Annotated in this window: 16 protein-coding genes; 12 read left to right on the top strand and 4 right to left on the bottom strand. The window is 69.6% G+C overall.

The window, feature by feature from the left end:
* The first annotated feature begins 161 nt into the window (after positions 1 to 161).
* The 4 genes from EDF38_RS08000 to dnaE all read left to right on the top strand — a co-directional run bounded on the left by EDF38_RS08000 (position 162) and on the right by dnaE (position 6,148).
* The gene (locus EDF38_RS08000) at positions 162 to 932 is read left to right on the top strand and encodes a DivIVA domain-containing protein (RefSeq protein WP_123354744.1); all 771 of its coding nucleotides are present in this window, start codon (positions 162 to 164) and stop codon (positions 930 to 932) included.
* 4 nt (positions 933 to 936) lie between these two features.
* Complete coding sequence (gene lspA / locus EDF38_RS07995; protein WP_370275609.1) at positions 937 to 1,665, top strand: signal peptidase II; 729 nt, start codon at positions 937 to 939, stop codon at positions 1,663 to 1,665.
* Positions 1,662 to 2,585 (top strand): RluA family pseudouridine synthase, encoded by a 924-nt coding sequence (locus EDF38_RS07990; RefSeq protein ID WP_123354743.1) that lies wholly within the window; start codon positions 1,662 to 1,664, stop codon positions 2,583 to 2,585. Before lspA ends, EDF38_RS07990 begins: the two co-directional genes overlap by 4 nt.
* A 98-nt stretch (positions 2,586 to 2,683) precedes the next feature.
* Positions 2,684 to 6,148, top strand: coding sequence for a DNA polymerase III subunit alpha (dnaE, locus tag EDF38_RS07985; protein ID WP_123355109.1), 3,465 nt, complete (start codon positions 2,684 to 2,686; stop codon positions 6,146 to 6,148).
* 76 nt (positions 6,149 to 6,224) lie between these two features.
* On the opposite strand, the gene EDF38_RS07980 is transcribed toward dnaE, so the two are convergent.
* On the bottom strand, positions 6,225 to 6,743 hold the full coding sequence (locus EDF38_RS07980; protein ID WP_123354742.1) for a flavin reductase family protein: 519 nt from the start codon (positions 6,741 to 6,743) through the stop codon (positions 6,225 to 6,227).
* Between the two features lie 89 nt (positions 6,744 to 6,832).
* On the opposite strand from EDF38_RS07980, the gene hisD reads away from it, so the two are divergent.
* The 3 genes from hisD (at position 6,833) to EDF38_RS07965 (ending at position 9,754) form a co-directional block, all read left to right on the top strand.
* The gene (hisD, locus tag EDF38_RS07975) at positions 6,833 to 8,143 is read left to right on the top strand and encodes a histidinol dehydrogenase (protein WP_123354741.1); all 1,311 of its coding nucleotides are present in this window, start codon (positions 6,833 to 6,835) and stop codon (positions 8,141 to 8,143) included.
* 85 nt (positions 8,144 to 8,228) lie between these two features.
* A complete protein-coding gene (gene nrdR, locus EDF38_RS07970; RefSeq protein ID WP_123354740.1) occupies positions 8,229 to 8,711 on the top strand; it encodes a transcriptional regulator NrdR in 483 nt (160 codons plus the stop codon).
* A complete protein-coding gene (locus EDF38_RS07965) occupies positions 8,708 to 9,754 on the top strand; it encodes a quinone-dependent dihydroorotate dehydrogenase (RefSeq protein ID WP_255409845.1) in 1,047 nt (348 codons plus the stop codon). The genes nrdR and EDF38_RS07965 overlap by 4 nt, the downstream gene beginning before the upstream one ends.
* Positions 9,755 to 9,840: 86 nt before the next feature.
* Here the strand turns inward: EDF38_RS07965 and EDF38_RS07960 are convergent, their stop codons facing one another.
* Positions 9,841 to 10,419 carry a DUF3043 domain-containing protein gene (locus EDF38_RS07960; RefSeq protein WP_233572299.1) on the bottom strand — a complete coding sequence of 193 codons (579 nt, stop codon included), beginning with the start codon at positions 10,417 to 10,419 and terminating at the stop codon, positions 9,841 to 9,843.
* A 39-nt stretch (positions 10,420 to 10,458) separates the two neighbouring features.
* On the opposite strand from EDF38_RS07960, the gene EDF38_RS07955 reads away from it, so the two are divergent.
* The 5 genes from EDF38_RS07955 (at position 10,459) to EDF38_RS07935 (ending at position 15,619) form a co-directional block, all read left to right on the top strand.
* Positions 10,459 to 11,874 (top strand): dipeptidase, encoded by a 1,416-nt coding sequence (locus EDF38_RS07955; RefSeq protein ID WP_123354739.1) that lies wholly within the window; start codon positions 10,459 to 10,461, stop codon positions 11,872 to 11,874.
* 106 nt (positions 11,875 to 11,980) lie between these two features.
* Positions 11,981 to 12,358 carry an iron-sulfur cluster insertion protein ErpA gene (erpA, locus tag EDF38_RS07950; protein ID WP_123354738.1) on the top strand — a complete coding sequence of 126 codons (378 nt, stop codon included), beginning with the start codon at positions 11,981 to 11,983 and terminating at the stop codon, positions 12,356 to 12,358.
* A 242-nt stretch (positions 12,359 to 12,600) separates the two neighbouring features.
* A complete protein-coding gene (coxB, locus tag EDF38_RS07945; protein WP_123355106.1) occupies positions 12,601 to 13,437 on the top strand; it encodes a cytochrome c oxidase subunit II in 837 nt (278 codons plus the stop codon).
* A 12-nt stretch (positions 13,438 to 13,449) separates the two neighbouring features.
* Entirely contained in the window at positions 13,450 to 15,192 is a 1,743-nt protein-coding gene (gene ctaD / locus EDF38_RS07940; protein WP_123354737.1) for a cytochrome c oxidase subunit I, read from the top strand.
* Between the two features lie 10 nt (positions 15,193 to 15,202).
* The gene (locus tag EDF38_RS07935) at positions 15,203 to 15,619 is read left to right on the top strand and encodes a cytochrome c oxidase subunit 4 (protein WP_123354736.1); all 417 of its coding nucleotides are present in this window, start codon (positions 15,203 to 15,205) and stop codon (positions 15,617 to 15,619) included.
* A 796-nt stretch (positions 15,620 to 16,415) separates the two neighbouring features.
* Here EDF38_RS07935 and EDF38_RS07930 read toward each other — a convergent pair.
* Entirely contained in the window at positions 16,416 to 18,086 is a 1,671-nt protein-coding gene (locus EDF38_RS07930) for a cytochrome bc complex cytochrome b subunit (protein ID WP_370275608.1), read from the bottom strand.
* Positions 18,083 to 19,150: a ubiquinol-cytochrome c reductase iron-sulfur subunit gene (locus tag EDF38_RS07925; protein WP_123354735.1), complete on the bottom strand. Its 1,068-nt coding sequence runs from the start codon at positions 19,148 to 19,150 to the stop codon at positions 18,083 to 18,085. Before EDF38_RS07925 ends, EDF38_RS07930 begins: the two co-directional genes overlap by 4 nt.
* Between the last annotated feature and the right edge of the window lie 5 nt (positions 19,151 to 19,155).

Raw genomic sequence — 19,155 nt, 5'->3', positions numbered from 1 at the left:
CGGTGACGGCGGGCCTGCCAGACCCGGCCCCGCCCGAGAGGGTAGGCTGACCCGGGGGCACTCGCTGCCCCGTCCCGCTCCGTCGGGCACCCGGCCGCTACGGTGTAGCGGACGACTCAGACCACGATCACATGATCCGACAGATACACGAGGTGACGGCAATGGCTTTGACGCCGGAAGACGTAGTCAACAAGCGGTTCCAGCCGACCAAGTTCCGCGAGGGCTACGACCAGGACGAGGTCGACGACTTCCTCGACGAGGTCGTCGCCGAGCTGCGGCGCCTCGGTCAGGAGAACGACGAGCTGCGCCAGCGCCTCGCCGCGGGCGGCTCCGCTCCCGAGACCCCGGCCGAGAAGTCCGTCGAGGCACCCGTCGCCAGCGCGCCGGCCCCGGAGTCGGCCCCGGCCCCCGCGTCGGTCCCCGCCCCGGTCGAGAAGACCGAGTCCGCGCCGGTCCCCGTGGCGGCCCCCGCCCCGGTCGCCGCCGCGACGGTGACGCCGGTCCCGGCCTACGCCGGTCCCTCCGCGGAGGAGACCGAGGGCACGAACAACCTCCTGCAGCTCGCTCGTCGCCTGCACGAAGAGCACGTCCGCGAGGGCGTCGAGAAGCGCGACGCGCTGATCGCCGAGGGCCACTCCACGGCGGCTCGCGTCGTCGCCGAGGCCGAGGCGCGTCAGCGCGAGGTCGAGGCCGCCGCCGAGACGCGTTCGCGTGAGGTCGTGGCCGAGGCCGAGGGCAAGCGTCGCGAGGTGCTCGAGCAGCTCACCACCGAGCGCACGGGCCTCGAGCGTCGCATCGACGACCTCCGCACGTTCGAGCGTGACTACCGTCAGAAGCTCAAGGGCTACATCGAGGGTCAGCTCCGCGAGCTCGACGCCGAGGGTGCCTCCGAGCCGCAGCCCGCCAGCGCGCAGGGCTTCGGCGTCAACTGAGTCGTTGACGACCGACACCACATCGACGAAGGTCAGCGCCCGCATCATCGCGGCGCTGGCCTTCGTCGCTGTCGCCGCCTACCTGCTCGACCAGGGCACCAAGCACCTCGTCACGCGCGATCTCGTCGAGGGCTCGAGCGTCGACGTCCTGGGATCCTTCCTCCAGCTCCACTTCGTGAAGAACCCGGGCGCGGCCTTCTCGCTCGCCAGCGGCACGACGTGGATCTTCTCGATCGCGGCGACCGCCGTGGTGGTCGCCATCATCGTGTTCGCGCGGCGCATCCGCTCGCGTGCCTGGGCGATCATGCTCGGCATGCTGCTCGGCGGGACGCTCGGCAACCTGACCGACCGGCTGTTCCGGGAGCCGTCGTTCGGCCAGGGACACGTCGTCGACTTCATCTACTTCCCGTACCTCCTGCCCGCCATCTTCAACGTGGCGGACATCTTCATCGTGTCGAGCATGGGGCTCCTCCTGCTCCTGACGCTCCTCGGCGTCAACCTCGACGGGACGCGGACGACGAAGGCGTCGATCGCCGCGGCCGCCGAACGAGACGCGGCCGAGAAGGCTGCGTCCGAGCGGGCTGCGACGGGGCAGGCTGCCGTCGAGCCGCCGGCGGGAGAGGGTGCCTCCATCGCGGAGACCTCCACCGAGGGCGAGCCGGGCGGACACGGCGACGCGACCGGTCCGGGCGAGCGCACCGCGCCTCCTGCCGGTCCGGGAGCTCGCTCGTGAGCGAGCAGCGGTCGCTGCCCGTCCCGGACGGGTTGGCGGGCGAACGGGTCGACGCGGCCCTCGCCAAGCTGCTGGGGTTCAGCCGCACCTTCGCGGCCGAGGTCGCGTCCGCCGGCGGGGTGACCGTCGACCAGCGTCCCGTGGGCAAGTCCGACCGGCTCGAGGCCGGCGCCTGGCTCGAGGTGAGCTGGTCGCCCCGCGAGGCGCCGACCGTGGTGCCCCTCGCCGTGCCCGACCTCGGCATCGTGCACGACGACGACGACATCGTCGTGGTCGACAAGCCGGTGGGGGTCGCCGCGCACCCGTCGGTGGGCTGGACCGGCCCGACCGTGCTCGGAGGCCTCGCGGCCGCCGGGTTCTCCCTCGCGACCTCCGGCGCGGCCGAGCGGGCCGGCATCGTCCACCGCCTCGACGTCGGCACGAGCGGCCTGATGGTCGTCGCGAAGACCGAGCGGGCGTACACGCTCCTGAAGCAGGCCTTCCGTGAGCGCACCGTCGAGAAGATCTACAACGCCGTCGTGCAGGGGCACCCCGACCCGCTGACCGGCACCGTCGACGCGCCGATCGGCCGGCACCCGTCCTCGGACTGGAAGTTCGCGGTCGTCGTCGACGGCAAGCCGTCGGTGACGCACTACGAGACCGTCGAGGCCTTCCCGAGCGCGTCGCTGCTCGAGATCCACCTCGAGACGGGGCGCACGCACCAGATCCGCGTGCACATGGCTGCGCAGCGGCACCCGTGCGTGGGCGACCAGACGTACGGCGCCGACCCGACGCTGTCGGCCAAGCTGGGCCTCACGCGGCAGTGGCTGCACGCCGTGCAGCTCGGCTTCCGCCACCCCGGCACGGGCGAGCCCGTGGTCTACCGGTCGAGCTACCCGGCCGACCTGCAGGGGGCCCTCGACGTCCTCCGTCGGAGCTAGGCTGTTCCCCTAGTCGTCAGAACCACCAGCAGACGGGGAGCCGCGTGGCCTCGAGCAAAGAATCCTTCGTCCACCTGCACGTGCACAGCGAGTACTCCATGCTCGACGGTGCGGCGAGGGTCAAGCCGCTCATCACCGAGGCCGCGGCCCAGGGCATGCCCGCGGTGGCCGTGACCGACCACGGCAACGTGTTCGGGGCCTACGACTTCTGGAAGACGGCGACCGACGCCGGCGTCAAGCCCATCATCGGCACCGAGGCCTACATCACCCCGGGCACGGCGCGCGGTGACAAGACGCGCGTGCGATGGGGCGACGGCGGTCGCGACGACGTCTCCGGTGCCGGCGCGTACACGCACATGACCTTGCTCTCCGAGAACACGACGGGCATGCACAACCTCTTCCGCCTGTCGTCGCGGGCGTCCCTCGAGGGCTACTACTTCAAGCCGCGCATGGACCGTGAGCTGCTCTCGCAGTACTCCGAGGGACTCATCGCGACGACGGGCTGCCCCAGCGGCGAGGTGCAGACGAGGCTGCGGCTCGGCCAGTACGACGAGGCCGTCAAGGCGGCCGCCGACTTCCGCGACATCTTCGGCCGAGAGAACTACTTCGCCGAGATCATGGACCACGGCCTCGGCATCGAGCGTCAGATCATGGGCGACCTGCTGCGGCTCTCGAAGGACCTCGGCCTGCCCCTGGTCGCGACGAACGACCTGCACTACACGCACGAGCACGACGCGACGAGCCACGCGGCCCTCCTCTGCGTACAGTCCGGCTCCACCCTCAACGACCCGAACCGGTTCAAGTTCGACGCCGACGAGTTCTACCTCAAGTCGGCGTCGCAGATGCGGCACCTGTTCCGCGACCACCCCGAGGCCTGCGACAACACGCTGCTCATCGCCGAGCGCTGCGACGTGCAGTTCAACACCTCGGCCAACTACATGCCGCGCTACCCGGTGCCCGAGGGCGAGACGGAAGAGACCTGGTTCATCAAGGAGGTCGAGAAGGGCCTCGTGTACCGGTACCCGGCGGGCATCCCCGACGACGTGCGCAAGCAGGCCGAGTACGAGATCGGCGTCATCACCGGCATGGGCTTCCCGGGGTACTTCCTCGTCGTCGCCGACTTCATCAACTGGTCGAAGGAGAACGGCATCCGGGTCGGCCCGGGCCGCGGCTCCGGCGCCGGGTCGATGGCCGCCTACGCGATGCGCATCACCGACCTCGACCCGCTGCGCCACGGGCTCATCTTCGAGCGGTTCCTCAACCCCGACCGCGTCTCGATGCCCGACTTCGACGTCGACTTCGACGACCGTCGTCGCGGCGAGGTGATCCAGTACGTGACCGAGAAGTACGGCGACGAGCGGGTCGCCCAGATCGTCACGTACGGCACGATCAAGGCCAAGCAGGCCCTGAAGGACAGCAGCCGCGTGCTCGGCTTCCCCTTCGGCATGGGCGAGAAGCTCACGAAGGCCATGCCGCCCGCGGTCATGGGCAAGGACATCCCCCTGACGGGCATCTTCGACAAGCAGCACGAGCGCTACAAAGAGGCCGGTGACATCCGCACGGTCGTCGAGACCGACCCCGAGGCGAAGACGGTCTTCGACACCGCGCTCGGCCTCGAGGGGCTGAAGCGGCAGTGGGGCGTGCACGCGGCGGGCGTGATCATGTCGAGCGACCCCCTGATCGACATCATCCCGATCATGAAGCGCGAGCAGGACGGCCAGATCGTCACGCAGTTCGACTACCCGGCGTGCGAGTCGCTCGGGCTGATCAAGATGGACTTCCTCGGGCTCCGCAACCTCACGATCATCAACGACGCGCTCGACAACATCCGCAGCAACCGCGGCTTCGACCTCGTGCTGGAAGACCTCGAGCTCGACGACCGGGCCGCCTACGAGCTGCTCGGGCGAGGCGACACCCTCGGGGTGTTCCAGCTCGACGGCGGGCCGATGCGAGGCCTCCTCCGCCTGATGAAGCCCGACAACTTCGAGGACATCTCGGCCGTCATCGCGCTCTACCGTCCGGGGCCCATGGGCGCCAACTCGCACACGAACTACGCACTGCGCAAGAACGGCGCACAGGAGATCACGCCGATCCACCCCGAGCTCGAGGAGCCCCTGAAGGAGATCCTCTCGACGAGCTACGGCCTGATCATCTACCAGGAGCAGGTCATGGCGATCGCGCAGAAGGTCGCCGGGTTCTCCCTCGGCCAGGCCGACATCCTGCGTCGCGCGATGGGCAAGAAGAAGAAGTCCGAGCTCGACAAGCAGTACGCGGGCTTCGAGCAGGGCATGTTCGACAACGGCTTCTCCGCCGGCGCCGTGAAGATGCTCTGGGACATCCTGCTGCCCTTCTCCGACTACGCCTTCAACAAGGCGCACTCGGCCGCGTACGGCGTCGTCTCGTACTGGACCGCCTACCTCAAGGCGCACTACCCGGCCGAGTACATGGCGGCGCTCCTCACCAGCACGGGCGACTCGCGCGACAAGCTCGGGTTGTACCTCAACGAATGCCGGCGGATGGGCATCAAGGTGCTGCCGCCCGACGTCAACGAGTCGATCGGCTTCTTCGCCGCCGTCGGCGACGACATCCGCTTCGGCATGGGCGCGGTGCGCAACGTCGGCTTCAACGTCGTCGACCACGTCATCGCGGCGCGGGGCAAGGAGGGGGCCTTCACCTCCTTCCACGACTTCCTCCGCAAGGTGCCGATGCCGGTCGCCAACAAGCGGACCGTCGAGTCGCTGGTGAAGGCGGGCGCGTTCGACTCGCTCGGCTCGACCCGGCGTGCTCTCGTCGAGATCCACGAGTCGGCCGTCGAGGCCGCGGTGAGCGAGAAGCGGGCCGAGGCGAACGGGCAGGTCGGCTTCGACTTCGACTCCCTGTGGGACGAGCCGCAGGACGTCCAGCAGGTGCCCGAGCGCCCCGAGTGGACCAAGCGCGACAAGCTGGCCTTCGAGCGCGACATGCTCGGGCTCTACGTCTCCGACCATCCGCTCGCCGGCCTCGAGCTGCCGCTGGCCAAGCACGCGAGCACGACGGTCACCGACATCCTCGCGAGCGACCCCGCGACGATCGACGGCGAGACGGTGACGATCGCCGGGCTCATCACGAGCGTCCAGCACCGGGTGGCGCGCAACTCGGGCAACCCCTACGGCATCGTCACCGTCGAGGACTTCGGCGGCGAGATCAGCGCCATGTTCCTCGGCAAGACGTACCAAGAGTTCGGACCGTCGCTGGTCGGCGACTCGATCATCGTGCTGAAGGGGCGGGTCAGCGTCCGTGACGACGGCATGAACATGCACGCGGCGAGCATGTTCATGCCCGACCTCGGCGTGGGCGTCAACCAGGGGCCGCTCGTGCTGCAGATGCCCGAGTTCCGGGCCACCCACGACACGGTGACCGAGCTGGCGGCCGTGCTGGGTCGGCACTCCGGGTCGACCGAGGTGCGCCTCCGGCTGGTCAAGGGCGACGCCGCCCGCATGTTCGAGATCCCCATGCCGGTGGACATCACGGCCGACCTCTACGGCGAGCTCAAGAGCCTGCTCGGCCCGGGCTGCCTGGTCTGACGCTCACGCCCGCCCGGCGCGTCGGGGCTGGGTGCGAGGCCGACGAGGAGGCGCGGTGGGCGCCTCCCTCGTCGCCTCAGTCGTCGAGGTGCAGCGGTCGCAGGTACCGCCGGTCGTGGTACAGCAGGGCGTCGTCGTCGCTCCCGACGTCGCCCTGTTCGACCTGGACCACCACGACGGCGTTCGCGTGGACCGGGAACCGCTCGACGATCCGCCCCGACATCCAGGCGGTGACGCCCCGGAGGAGGGGCACGCCGTGCGGCCCGTCCTCCCAGTGGTCGCCGCTGAAGCGCTCGGCGGCCGGCCCGGCCATCTTCGCGGCCAGGTCGCGGTTGCGGAGGCCCAGCAGGTGGATCACGACGTGCTCGGTCGACTCGATCGCCGGCCACGAGCTCGCGCTGCGGGCCATGTTGAACGTCGCGAGGGGAGGCACCGCCGCCAGGCTGGCGAGCGAGGTCGCGGTGAAGCCGACGGGCGAGCCCGCGGCGTCCCGCGCCGTCACGATGGCCACCCCGGCCGCATGGCGACGGAAGGCCTGCTTGAAGGCCTCGAGGTCGTCGGAGACGGGGGGCACGGGCACGGACTGGTCCGTCATCGGGTGGAGCCTCTCGGTGGTCGTCCGGCGGGGGAGCGCGGCCGGGCGTCGCGCACCGTCAGGGAGCTGGTGACTAGGCTGACCTGGCCATGATCCAGACCACTGACCTCCGGGGCCTCCAGCCTACCCACGCCGATCTGCTCGCCCTCGTCCCGAGGTCGCACGTCGACGTGTCGGCCGCGACCGAGTCGGCTCGCCAGCTCATCGCGGCCGTCCGCGAGCGGGGCGCCGACGCGCTCCGTGACCAGGCGGCCCGGTTCGACGGCGTCCGCACCGAGACGCTGCGCGTGCCGCTCGACGAGATCCGCGCGGCCGTCGACCTGCTCGACCCGCTGGTTCGCGCCGCGCTCGAGGAGTCGATCTCGCGGGTGACCGAGGCGAGCCGTGCCCAGGTGCCGGCGCCGAGCGTGACGCGGCCGGCCCCCGGCGCGGTCATCGAGCAGCGGTGGCAGCCGGTCACGCGGGCCGGCGTGTACGTGCCGGGCGGCAAGGCGGTCTACCCCTCGAGCGTCGTGATGAACGTCGTCCCCGCCCTCGTGGCGGGGGTGGGCTCGCTCGCCCTCGTGTCGCCCGCGCAGCGCGACCACGGGGGAGCGGTGCACCCGGTGATCCTGGGCGCGGCCGGGCTCCTCGGCGTCGACGAGGTCTACGCGATCGGCGGGGCCGGCGCGATCGGCGCCCTGGCCCACGGGGTGCCCGAGATCGGCCTCGAGCCCGTCCAGGTCATCACGGGCCCGGGCAACAACTACGTGGCCGCGGCCAAGCAGCTCGTGCGCGGCGTCGTCGGCATCGACTCGGTCGCCGGCGCGACCGAGATCCTCGTCATCGCCGACGAGACGGCCGACGCGACCCTCGTCGCCGTCGACCTGATCAGCCAGGCCGAGCACGACGAAGAGGCCTCGGCCGTCCTCGTCACCGACTCGCCGGCCCTCGCCGAGCGCGTGGTGGCCGAGCTCGACCGGCTGGTGCCGCTCACCCTCAGCGCCGCCCGCGTGCAGGTGGCCCTCGACGGACGCCAGTCGGCGGTGATCCTCGTCGACGACCTCGCCGCCGCCGTCGCCTTCAGCAACGCGTACGGCCCCGAGCACCTCGAGATCCAGACGCGCGACGACGACGCCGTGCTCGCTGGCATCACGAGCGCGGGGGCGGTGTTCGTCGGCCCGAGCACGCCGGTCAGCCTCGGCGACTACCTCGCCGGCTCGAACCACGTGCTGCCGACCGGGGGCCAGTCGCGCTTCTCGTCCGGCCTCGGCGCGTACACCTTCCTCCGCCCGCAGCAGATCGTCCGCTACGAGCACGAAGCCCTCTCCGAGGTGGCGGACCGGCTCGTGGCCCTGTCGCGCGCCGAGCTCCTGCCCGCACACGGCGAGGCCGTCTCCGCGCGCCTCCGCCGACCCTGACCCACCGCGTCGTCGCCCACCTCGTCGTCGCCCGCCGCGGCGGCGCCCGGGGCAGGGGCGTCGCTGCCGATACGCTGAGGGCACCATGTTCTGTCCCTTCTGCCGCCACCCCGATTCCCGCGTCGTCGACTCCCGCACGAGCGACGACGGCACGTCGATCCGTCGTCGGCGCCAGTGCCCGAACTGCGGCCGCCGGTTCAGCACGACCGAGACCGCGAGCCTCAACGTCGTCAAGCGCAACGGCGTGCTCGAGCCGTTCAGCCGGGAGAAGATCATCTCCGGCGTCCGCAAGGCGTGCCAGGGCCGCCCCGTGACCGACGGCGACCTCGCGGTGCTGGCGCAGCGCGTCGAGGAGGCGGTCCGCGCCTCCGGCACGTCGCAGATCGAGGCGAACGACATCGGCCTCGCCATCCTGCCGCCGCTCCGGGAGCTCGACGAGGTGGCCTACCTCCGCTTCGCGAGCGTCTACCAGGCCTTCGACTCGCTCGACGACTTCGAGGCCAGCATCGGCCAGCTCCGTGCTGAGCACGCCTCGCGTCCGCGACCCACCCGGTCGGCCGACGAGTGAGGACCCCCTACCGCGTCCTCTTCGACGTCGTCTTCGCCCGCATGGACCCGGAGGACGCGCACCACCTCGCCTTCCGCGTCATCCGCGCCGTCCCGCGCACGGTCTTCGGGCCGCTCGTGCGGCGGTTCACGGCACCCCACCCGTCGCTCGCCGTCGAGGCGCTCGGCCTGCGCTTCGCGTCGCCCTTCGGCGTCGCCGCGGGCTTCGACAAGGACGCGCGCGGCATCGAGGGGCTCGGCGTGCTCGGCTTCGGCCACGTCGAGGTCGGCACCGTCACCGCCCGGCCGCAGCCGGGCAACGAGCGGCCCCGTCTGTTCCGGCTCGTCCCCGACGAGGCCGTCGTCAACCGCATGGGCTTCAACAACGGAGGCGCGGCCGCGGCGGCCGTGAACGTCGCCGCCTCGAGGCGCGCCGCCGTGCGCCCCGTGATCGGCGTCAACATCGGCAAGAGCCGTGTGGTCGACGTCGACGACGCCGTCGACGACTACCTCGAGAGCACGCGGGTGCTGGCACCCCTCGCCGACTACCTGGCGGTCAACGTGAGCTCGCCGAACACGCCCGGCCTCCGAGGCCTGCAGGAGCTCGACCGCCTCTCACCCCTGCTCGAGGCCGTCCGCGACGCCGCCGGCACGACCCCCGTGCTCGTCAAGATCGCCCCCGACCTCGACGACGGGGGAGTCCGACGCATCGGCGAGCTCGTCACCGAGCTCGGGCTCGCGGGCGTCGTCGCCACGAACACCACGCTCTCGCGGGCCGGGCTCGCCACCGACGCGTCCGTGGTCGAGGCCGCGGGCGCCGGCGGCCTCTCGGGCGCGCCGCTCGCGCGCCGTTCGCTCGAGGTCCTGCGGCTGCTCCGCGAGGTGCTGCCGACGGAGACGTGCGTCGTCTCGGTCGGCGGGGTCGCGACCGCGGCGGACGTCGACGAGAGGCTGCGTGCCGGGGCGACGCTGGTGCAGGGCTACACGGCGTTCCTCTACCGCGGCCCGCTCTGGGCTCGTCAGGTGAACCGAGGCCTGCTCGCGCTCCGTCGCCGGAGCCGCTGACCGCGACGTCCTCGGGGCCGGCCCCGGACGACGGAGCCCCGCATCTCGATCGAGATGCGGGGCTCCGTCGTGGTCGACGCGGCGGCTCAGAGAGTGGGGAACTCGCGGCGCTTGACCTGCGGCTTCGGCAGGCGCATCGGCTTCAGCTGCATGCAGCGCATGGCCGTGTACCAGCGGTTGCCCCGCTGGACGGCACCCGCTCCGTACTTCTCGGTGAGCTTCTTGGTCACCAGGTGCCCGGCCACGAGGCAGTCGGCGATGGCCACGAGGAAGAACCCCCAGAGCACGAACAACGTCACTGCCTGGACGGCGGCGACCTGCACGATGCTCATCACGATGACGAGGATCATGATCGGGATCATGGCCTCGCCCACGCTGTAGCGGGCGTCGACGTAGTCGCGGATGAACCGGCGCTGCGGCCCCTTGTCGCGCTCGGGCAGGAACTTCTCCTCGCCGTTGGCGAGGCCGACGCGGGCCTTGTCGCGCTGCTCGGCGAGCCGGGCGCGCTGCGCCTTCTGCGCCTCCTTGCCGGTGGCGACGAGGGGACGCCGGTTGGCCTCCTCGCGCTCACGTCGGGTGGGGGTCGGACGGCCCTTGCCGGTCGTCGTCGACTCGGCCTCGACGACCTGCGTCGTCGAGTTGGTCTTGTCAGTCAGCTTCGCCACGGTGTCCTCGGGTCTCGTCGAGTTCCTAAGATTACCTGCATGACCGTCTCGCAGCACCCCGTGCAGCCCACCGACCCCGCCACTGTCAGCGAACTCGCGGAGGCCGTGCAGGGCGGACTGCCCCGCACCGTCGCCGACCTGAGCGCCCTCGTGCGCATCCCCTCGGTGAGCTGGGACGCGTTCGACCCGGCGCACGTGGCCGCGAGCGCGGACGCCGTGGCCGCCCTCGTGCGCGACACCGGCCTCTTCGACGACGTCCGCGTCAGCCGGGCGCCGATCGGCGACACCGGCCAGCACGGGCAGCCCGCCGTCCTCGCGCGTCGTGCGGCCCGCGACGGCGCCCCGACGGTCCTCCTCTACGCGCACCACGACGTCCAGCCGCAGGGCGACGACGCCGCGTGGGACACCCCGCCGTTCGAGCCGACCCTCAAGGGCGACCGTCTCTACGGCCGGGGCGCCTCCGACGACAAGGCCGGCGTCATCACGCACGTGGCCGCCCTCCGCGCGGTGCGCGAAGTGCTCGGCGACGACCTCCGGGTCGGTGTCAGCCTCTTCGTCGAGGGCGAGGAGGAGTTCGGCTCCCGCTCGTTCGCCGACTTCCTCGTCCAGCACCGGGACGAGCTCGCGGCCGACGTCATCGTCGTGGCCGACTCGGACAACTGGAGCACGACGGTGCCCGCGATCACCGTGGGGCTCCGCGGCAACGTCACCTTCCGCCTGACGGTGCGGACCCTCGCGCACGCCTCTCACTCCGGGATGCTGGGAGGCGCGGTGCCCGACGCCATGCTCGCCCTCGTCAAGCTCCTCGCCACCCTGCACGACGACCGGGGGAGCGTCGCCGTCGAGGGGCTCACGTCCCGCGAGGCGGACCACCCCGAGCAGTCGGAGGAGACCCTCCGCGAGGAGTCGGGCCTGCTCGAGGGCGTGTCGCCGATCGGCACGGGCCCGATCCTCAGCCGCGTCTGGTCGCAGCCGTCCATCACCGTCACCGGCATCGACGCGCCCAGCGTCGCCAACGCCTCCAACACCCTCATCCCGGAGGCGTCGGTGCGGATCAGCGCGCGCATCGCCCCGGGACAGACGGCCGCGTCCGCCTACGCGGCCCTCGAGGCGCACCTCCTGTCGCACGCTCCCTTCGGCGCGCACGTCGAGATCGAGGACGTCGACCAGGGCGAGCCCTTCCTCGTGGACACCACGGGCTGGGCCATCTCGGAGGCGACCGCCGCCATGACCGAGGGCTGGGGCGCCGCGCCGGTCCAGACGGGCATCGGCGGGTCGATCCCCTTCATCGCCGACCTGGTCGCCACGTTCCCCGAGGCGCAGATCCTCGTCACCGGCGTCGAGGACCCGGACACCCGGGCCCACAGCCCGAACGAGTCGCAGCACCTCGGCGTGCTGCACCGCGCGATCCTCAGCGAGGCGATCCTCCTGGCGCGGCTCGACGCCCGGGCGTGACGACGCGGGCACGGGTGAGCCCTCAGCAGGAACAAATCCGGGGGAGGGCTGCTTACACTGGTCGACGACGAGCGTCCGACGCTCACCTCGCCCGAACGGAGACCTCATGACCGACACCGCCACCGCCGTCGAGACCGCGGGCACGACCGAGAAGCCCGCCCACGGCGTCGGTCTCTCGAGCACCGCGGCCGACAAGGTCCGCAGCCTCCTCACCCAGGAGGGGCGTGACGACCTGCGACTCCGGGTCGCCGTCCAGCCCGGGGGCTGCTCCGGCCTCATCTACCAGCTCTACTTCGACGAGCGCCTGCTCGAGGGCGACGCCACCGTCGACTACGACGGGGTCGAGGTCGTCGTCGACAAGATGAGCGTCCCGTACCTCGAGGGCGCTGCCATCGACTTCGAGGACACGATCCAGAAGCAGGGCTTCACCATCGACAACCCCAACGCCCAGGGCAGCTGCGCCTGCGGCGACAGCTTCCACTGAGACGTCCCGCGGGCCGACGGGCCCGCACCCACGGGGACCGCCCACCAGGGCGGTCCCCGTCGTCGTCCCAGGCTCGACGTCGAACGACCCGGCGTGCGGCGTACGGAGGTCGGGGCAACCTGCGAGTAGGCTAGGGAAGTCCCGTCCTAGACTGGGAACACCCCCGCTGTCGTGTCATCCGAGAGGTAACAGTGCGTTCTAACCGCCGTCTTCGTTGGGCCGCCATCCCCGTGGCCGCCGTCATGGCTCTCGTGTTGGCGGGGTGCACCACCGACCAGCTCCAGGGCTGGCTGCCGACCACCGCCGGGACGACGAACCACGTCGACCGCATCATCGGCCTGTGGGTCACCTCGTGGATCGTGCTGCTCATCGTCGGCATCATCACGTGGGGACTCGTCATCTGGGCGTGCATCGCCTACCGCCGTCGCAAGGGCCAGACCGGCCTGCCGGTGCAGCTGCGCTACAACATGCCGATCGAGATCTTCTACACGGTCGTCCCGCTCATCCTCGTCCTCGGCTTCTTCGCCTTCACGGCGCGCGACCAGGCCGCCATCGAAGAGCCCACCGCGAACCCCGACGTCAAGATCGACGTCTACGCCAAGCGCTGGGCCTGGGACTTCAACTACATCGACCAGCAGAGCGACGACGACAGCGTCTACTACCAGGGCATCCAGGCACAGGAGCTCGGCGACGGCAACATCGACGAGAGCCAGCTGCCCGTCCTGTACCTGCCGGTGGGCAAGAGCGTCGAGATCGACCTCAAGTCGCGCGACGTCGCCCACTCGTTCTGGATCGTCGACTTCCTGTACAAGAAAGACACGATCCCCGGCAAGACCAACACCATGTACTTCACCCCCGAGAAAGAAGGCACGTTCAGCGGCAAGTGCGCTGAGCTCTGCGGCGAGTACCACTCGCTGATGCTCTTCAACGTGGAGGTCGTCTCGCAGGCCGAGTACGACGACTACCTCGCGACGCTCGCAGACCAGGGCAACACGGGTCTGCTCGGCGACCAGTACAACACCAACACCAACGAGCCGAACAACGAGGCGCCCGTCGCCGCCGGCTCCGACGAAGAGTAAGGCCACGCTTCGATGACAGCCACCGCCACCCGCCCCACCACGGGCGGAACATCCTCGGGCCAAGACTTCGGTGCGTCGAAGGTCGGCCGCAAGGGCAACGTCGTCGTGAACTGGATCACGTCGACCGACCACAAGACCATCGGGTACATGTACCTGATCGCGTCGTTCCTCTTCTTCTGCCTGGGCGGAGTCATGGCGCTGATCATCCGCGCCCAGCTCTTCGCTCCCGGGCTCGAGATCGTGCAGACCAAAGAGCAGTACAACCAGCTCTTCACCATGCACGGCACGATCATGCTGCTCATGTTCGCGACGCCGCTCTTCTCCGGTTTCGCCAACGTGCTCATGCCCCTCCAGATCGGTGCCCCCGACGTCGCCTTCCCGCGCCTCAACGGGTTCGCGTTCTGGCTGTACCTCTTCGGCTCGCTGATCGCGGTCGCTGGCTTCCTCACCCCTCAGGGTGCTGCGTCGTTCGGCTGGTTCGCGTACGCGCCGCTCTCGGACACGACGTTCTCACCAGGCCTCGGAGGGAACCTCTGGGTGTTCGGCCTCGGCATGACCGGGTTCAGCACCATCCTCGGGTCGGTCAACTTCATCACCACGATCGTCACCATGCGTGCGCCCGGCATGACGATGTGGCGCATGCCGATCTTCACCTGGAACACGCTCATCACGTCGATCCTCGTGATCATGGCGTTCCCGGTCCTGGCGGCGGCTCTCTTCGGCCTCGGCTTCGACAGGGTGTTCGACGCGCAGGTGTTCAACCCGGCCAACGGCGGCGCCATCCTCTGGCAGCACCTCTTCTGGTTCTTCGGCCACCCCGAGGTCTACATCATCGCGCTGCCGTTCTTCGGCATCATCAGCGAGGTGCTGCCGGTCTTCAGCCGCAAGCCGATCTTCGGCTACAAGACGCTGGTCTACGCGACGATCTCCATCGCGGCGCTGTCCGTCACCGTCTGGGCCCACCACATGTACGTGACGGGCTCGGTGCTGCTGCCGTTCTTCTCCCTGATGACCATGCTCATCGCGGTGCCGACCGGCGTGAAGATCTTCAACTGGATCGGCACGATGTGGCGTGGCTCCGTGACGTTCGAGACCCCGATGCTCTGGGCGATCGGCTTCCTCATCACGTTCACGTTCGGTGGTCTCACCGGCGTCATCCTCGCGTCGCCGCCCCTCGACTTCCACGTGTCCGACACGTACTTCGTCGTGGCCCACTTCCACTACGTCGTGTTCGGCACGGTCGTCTTCGCGATGTTCTCGGGCTTCTACTTCTGGTGGCCGAAGTGGACCGGCAAGATGCTGAACGAGCGCCTCGGCAAGATCCACTTCTGGATGCTGTTCGTCGGATTCCACACGACGTTCCTGGTCCAGCACTGGCTCGGAGTGATGGGCATGCCCCGTCGGTACGCGACGTACCAGCCGGAGGACCACTTCACGTGGATGAACCAGCTGTCCACGATCGGCGCCATGCTGCTCGGCGTCTCGATCCTGCCGTTCCTCTACAACGTGTACATCACGGCTCGTCGTGCGCCCAAGGTCGAGGTCAACGACCCGTGGGGCTACTCGCGCTCGCTCGAGTGGGCGACGTCGTGCCCGCCGCCCCGCCACAACTTCACGTCGATCCCGCGCATCCGCTCGGAGTCGCCGGCGTTCGACCTGAACCACCCCGAGGCCGGCATGCCCGTCGGCATCGGCCCGGTGAAGGACGCTCCCGACGCCCCCACGTACGACGCTGCCAGCGACCAGGTGAAGTGAGCCCACGAGCATGAAGACCAACGCCACCCTCTTCTGGATCCTCGCGATCTTCTTCTTCCTCCTCTGTGCCGTCTACACGGTCTGGAGCATCATCGACACCAACCGCGTCGAGTGGGCCGGGACGATGGGCATCGGCCTCGCCGGTGCACTCGGCACGTTCCTCGCCTTCTACATGGGCCGCTCCCACGCGGCCCAGGGCGGGGAGCTTCCTGAGGACCGCCTCGACGCGAACATCGACGACGGCGACCCGGAGCTCGGGCATTTCAGCCCGTGGTCGTGGTGGCCCATCCTGCTCGCCTTCTCGTGCGGCCTGGTCTTCCTCGCCCTCGCGGTCGGAATGTGGATCATCTACATCGGTGCGGCGTTGATCGCCGTGTCGCTGGTCGGCTGGGTCTACGAGTACTACCGCGGCAACTTCGCCCACTGACACCTACCGACGCTGAGGCGCCTTCTCCCTGACCGGGAGGAGGCGCCTTCTTCGTTGTCCGAGCACCTCGTCAGCCCATGAGCACGTGACCGTAAGGGGCGCGGAGACACGCTGCGCCGGCGTCATCGGTCATCGGCCCGCGCGAGACTCAGACGCGGCCTGCAGGACCCACCGCGGCCTGGGGGCCGTCACCCACTGCACTGAGACACCACCGTCGGGCGACACTGTCTCAGCTCAAGGCTCTGTGCCGCTGTTGACGGCGTGAAGCTGCAGTTCCCTGCGAGGGGCGCGCGGTGTGGCCGAGCCCGTCGTGATGGCGCACAGGCACGCTCAGTCCGTCCTGCGCGTGGGACTGGGCAATTCGACCTCGGGAGCGCGACGTCTCATCACAGGAAGCTCTCACGCGTCTCGGGGTCCCGCCTCCACGGCTCGGAAAATGAGACCCGCACGGTCGTGGGCCGTCCAGAGCGTAGAGGCACTCGCCGAGGCTGTCGACGAGGTGAGCTGGTGGCTCGGCATCGAGTGCCGCGTCGCATCTCCAACCTCAGTCCGCAGTACGAGCAGAGAAGGCTGGTGAACCCAGGGCGCGCTCGATGGTCAGAACGGGGGAGTGGGTGCCCGTGGACACGTCATGATCAGGCCAGCTCGTCACGGGTTCGGGGCAGGTCGTCTCGCCCGGCACCTCGTGATCAGGCCGGCCTGCTCACGGCGTCCGTCGTGCCGTCGGCCTGACGCGCCGAAACGGACGAGGGCCCGACCACCGTGGTGGTCGGGCCCTCGTCGGGGAGCAGGTCGATCAGTGCTGCTCGTGGTGCGAAGCCTCGATCTCGGAGCGCTTCACCGGAGCGATGCGGTCCTCGAAGAAGAACGACGACACGGAGGAGCGGAACCTCTGCACGGCCGTGATCTGGCCGTTCGCGTTCGGTCGGACCATCAGCGGCTCGTACTCGTTGTAGTTCAGCAGGCGCCAGCGCTCGTACTCGTCGAGCTGCTCGTGGACCTCGACGTACTCGCCACCGGGGAGGCGCACGATGCGGCCGGTCTCGTAGCCGTGGAGGGCGATCTCGCGGTCCTTCTTCTGGAGAGCGAGGCAGACGCGCTTCGTGATCCAGAAGGCGATGAACGGGCCGAGGATGAGGCAGGCCTGGACGGCGTGGATGACGAAGTTCAGGGAGAGCCTGAAGTGCGTGGCCATGATGTCCGAGCTGGCGGCGGCCCAGAGGCTGGCGTAGAACACGATGCCGGCCGCACCGATCGCGGTACGCGTGGGCGCGTTGCGGGGACGGTCGAGCACGTGGTGCTCGCGCTTGTCGCCGGTGACCCAGGCCTCGAAGAACGGGTACAGCAGCACCGCGAGGATGAAGAGCACGAGCAACGTGATCGGCACGAGGATGTTCATCGAGACCGTGTAGCCCCAGGCCTCGAACTCCCAGCCCGGCGGGACGAGGCGCAGGGCACCGTCCGCGAAGCCGATGTACCAGTCGGGCTGCGTGCCGGCCGAGACGGGTGACGGGTCGTACGGGCCGTAGTTCCAGATCGGGTTGATCGTGAACAGCGACGCGATGAGGACGATGACACCGAAGACGATGAAGAAGAAGCCGCCGGCCTTCGCCGCGAAGACGGGCATGACGGGGACGCCGACGACGTTCTCGTTCGTCTTGCCGGGGCCTGCCCACTGCGTGTGCTTGTTGATGATGAGCAGCAGCAGGTGGACGCCCAGCAGCGCGATGAGCAATGCGGGGAGCAGCATGATGTGCAGCGAGTAGAAACGGCCGACCATGTCGGTACCGGGGAACTCGCCACCGAACAGCAGGTACGAGATCCAGACGCCGATGACGGGGATGCCCTTCACCATGCCGTCGATGATGCGCGCACCGTTGCCGGAGAGCAGGTCGTCGGGGAGCGAGTAGCCCGTGAAGCCCTCGGCCATGGCCAGGACCCAGAGGGTGAAGCCGACGACCCAGTTGATCTCTCGGGGCTTGCGGAACGCACCCGTGAAGTACACGCGCAGCATGTGCAGCATGATCGAGGCCACGAACAGCAGGGCCGCCCAGTGGTGGATCTGGCGGAAGAGGAGACCGCCTCGGATGTCGAACGAGATGTCGAGCGTCGACGCCATGGCGGCCGACATGTTGAGGCCCTTGAGCGGCACGTACGAGCCGTTGTAGTTCACCTCGGCCATGGACGGCTGGAAGAAGAACGTCAGGAACGTGCCCGAGAGCAGGATCACGACGAACGAGTAGAGCGCGACCTCGCCGAGCATGAACGACCAGTGGTCGGGGAAGATCTTGCGGCCGACCTCGCGGACGAGGCCCGACATGCTCGTCCGCTCGTCGACGTAGTTGGCCGCCGCGCCGAACACGCGGTTCGTGCGCGTCGGGGCGAAGGCGGGCGCCGTGGTCGTGGTGGTGCTGTGCAGCGAGGCCTCGGTGGTCTCGGTGCTCGGTGCAGGGGTGTTCGTGATCACTTGGCGCGCTCCCAGAAGCTCGGGCCCACAGGTTCGTGGAAGTCGCTCTGCGCGACGAGGTACCCTTCGGCGTCCACGGCGATCGGCAGCTGCGGGAGCGGCCGCTTGGCCGGACCGAAGATCACTTCGCAGTTGTTCGTCACGTCGAAGGTCGACTGGTGGCAGGGGCAGAGCAGGTGGTGTGTCTGCTGCTCGTACAGCGCCACGGGGCAGCCGACGTGCGTGCAGATCTTCGAGTACGCGACGATGCCGTCGTACTGCCAGTCCTCCCGGCCCTCGGGGATGTTGAGGTCCTCGGGGCGCAGGCGCATGAGGAGGACGGCCGCCTTGGCCTTCTCCTCGAGCAGGTGACTGGACTCGTTGAGCGTCTCGGGGATGACGTGGAACACGGATCCCAGAGTGATGTCCGAGGCCTTGATGCGGGCGCCGGACGGGTCGAGGGCGAGGTGCGTGCCCTCCTCCCACAGGGTGTGACGGAGGACCTCGTTGGGGTCTTCCGCCGGAGCGAGGTCGCGGAACAGCACGACCGCGGGCAGGGGGGTTGCCACGAGGGCGCCGATGAGGCTGTTGCGGATCAGCGCACGACGGCCGAAGCCGGACTCCTGGTTGCCCAGGGCGAAGACCTCGACGGCCTTCTCACGCGTCTCGTCGGTGCCACGGGTGCTGTGGCGCATCTCCGTGATCTCGCGAGCCGGCATGAGGGTCTTCGACCAGTGCACGGCACCGATGCCCACCGAGAGCAGGCCCAGGGCGATGCCGAGTCCGAGGAACAGGTTGTTCAGCCGCACCGAGCCGGAGTCGCCGGAAGTGATGGGGAACGCGATGTACGCACCGATGGCCGCGATGCTGCCCACGATGGAGAGGAAGAAGAAAGTGCTGATCTGACGCTCGGCGCGCCGCTCGGCGACCGGGTCGATGTCGGTGACGCGGTCGCGGTGCGGCGGCTCACCGGGGTTCTCGAAGACGTCCGTCGTGACGACGGCGATGCCGGCCGAGACCTGTCGAGGCTCATGCTTCTCGACAGCGGAGCCCGCGACCGGGGTCTCGTCGTCGTGCTGTGCCATGGGTT

The sequence above is a fragment of the Frigoribacterium sp. PhB160 genome (genome assembly GCF_003751785.1).
Taxonomy (GTDB): Bacteria; Actinomycetota; Actinomycetes; order Actinomycetales; family Microbacteriaceae; genus Frigoribacterium.
This window is presented reverse-complemented; position numbering and strand designations above follow the sequence as displayed.

Coding starts and splice junctions, on each gene's coding strand:
- EDF38_RS08000 (WP_123354744.1), top strand. CDS start 162: ATGGCTTTGACGCCGGAAGACGTAGTCAACAAGCGGTTCCAGCCGACC.
- dnaE (WP_123355109.1), top strand. CDS start 2,684: ATGCTCGACGGTGCGGCGAGGGTCAAGCCGCTCATCACCGAGGCCGCG.
- EDF38_RS07980 (WP_123354742.1), bottom strand. CDS start 6,743: ATGACGGACCAGTCCGTGCCCGTGCCCCCCGTCTCCGACGACCTCGAG.
- hisD (WP_123354741.1), top strand. CDS start 6,833: ATGATCCAGACCACTGACCTCCGGGGCCTCCAGCCTACCCACGCCGAT.
- nrdR (WP_123354740.1), top strand. CDS start 8,229: ATGTTCTGTCCCTTCTGCCGCCACCCCGATTCCCGCGTCGTCGACTCC.
- EDF38_RS07955 (WP_123354739.1), top strand. CDS start 10,459: ATGACCGTCTCGCAGCACCCCGTGCAGCCCACCGACCCCGCCACTGTC.
- erpA (WP_123354738.1), top strand. CDS start 11,981: ATGACCGACACCGCCACCGCCGTCGAGACCGCGGGCACGACCGAGAAG.
- coxB (WP_123355106.1), top strand. CDS start 12,601: ATGGCTCTCGTGTTGGCGGGGTGCACCACCGACCAGCTCCAGGGCTGG.
- ctaD (WP_123354737.1), top strand. CDS start 13,450: ATGACAGCCACCGCCACCCGCCCCACCACGGGCGGAACATCCTCGGGC.
- EDF38_RS07935 (WP_123354736.1), top strand. CDS start 15,203: ATGAAGACCAACGCCACCCTCTTCTGGATCCTCGCGATCTTCTTCTTC.
- EDF38_RS07925 (WP_123354735.1), bottom strand. CDS start 19,150: ATGGCACAGCACGACGACGAGACCCCGGTCGCGGGCTCCGCTGTCGAG.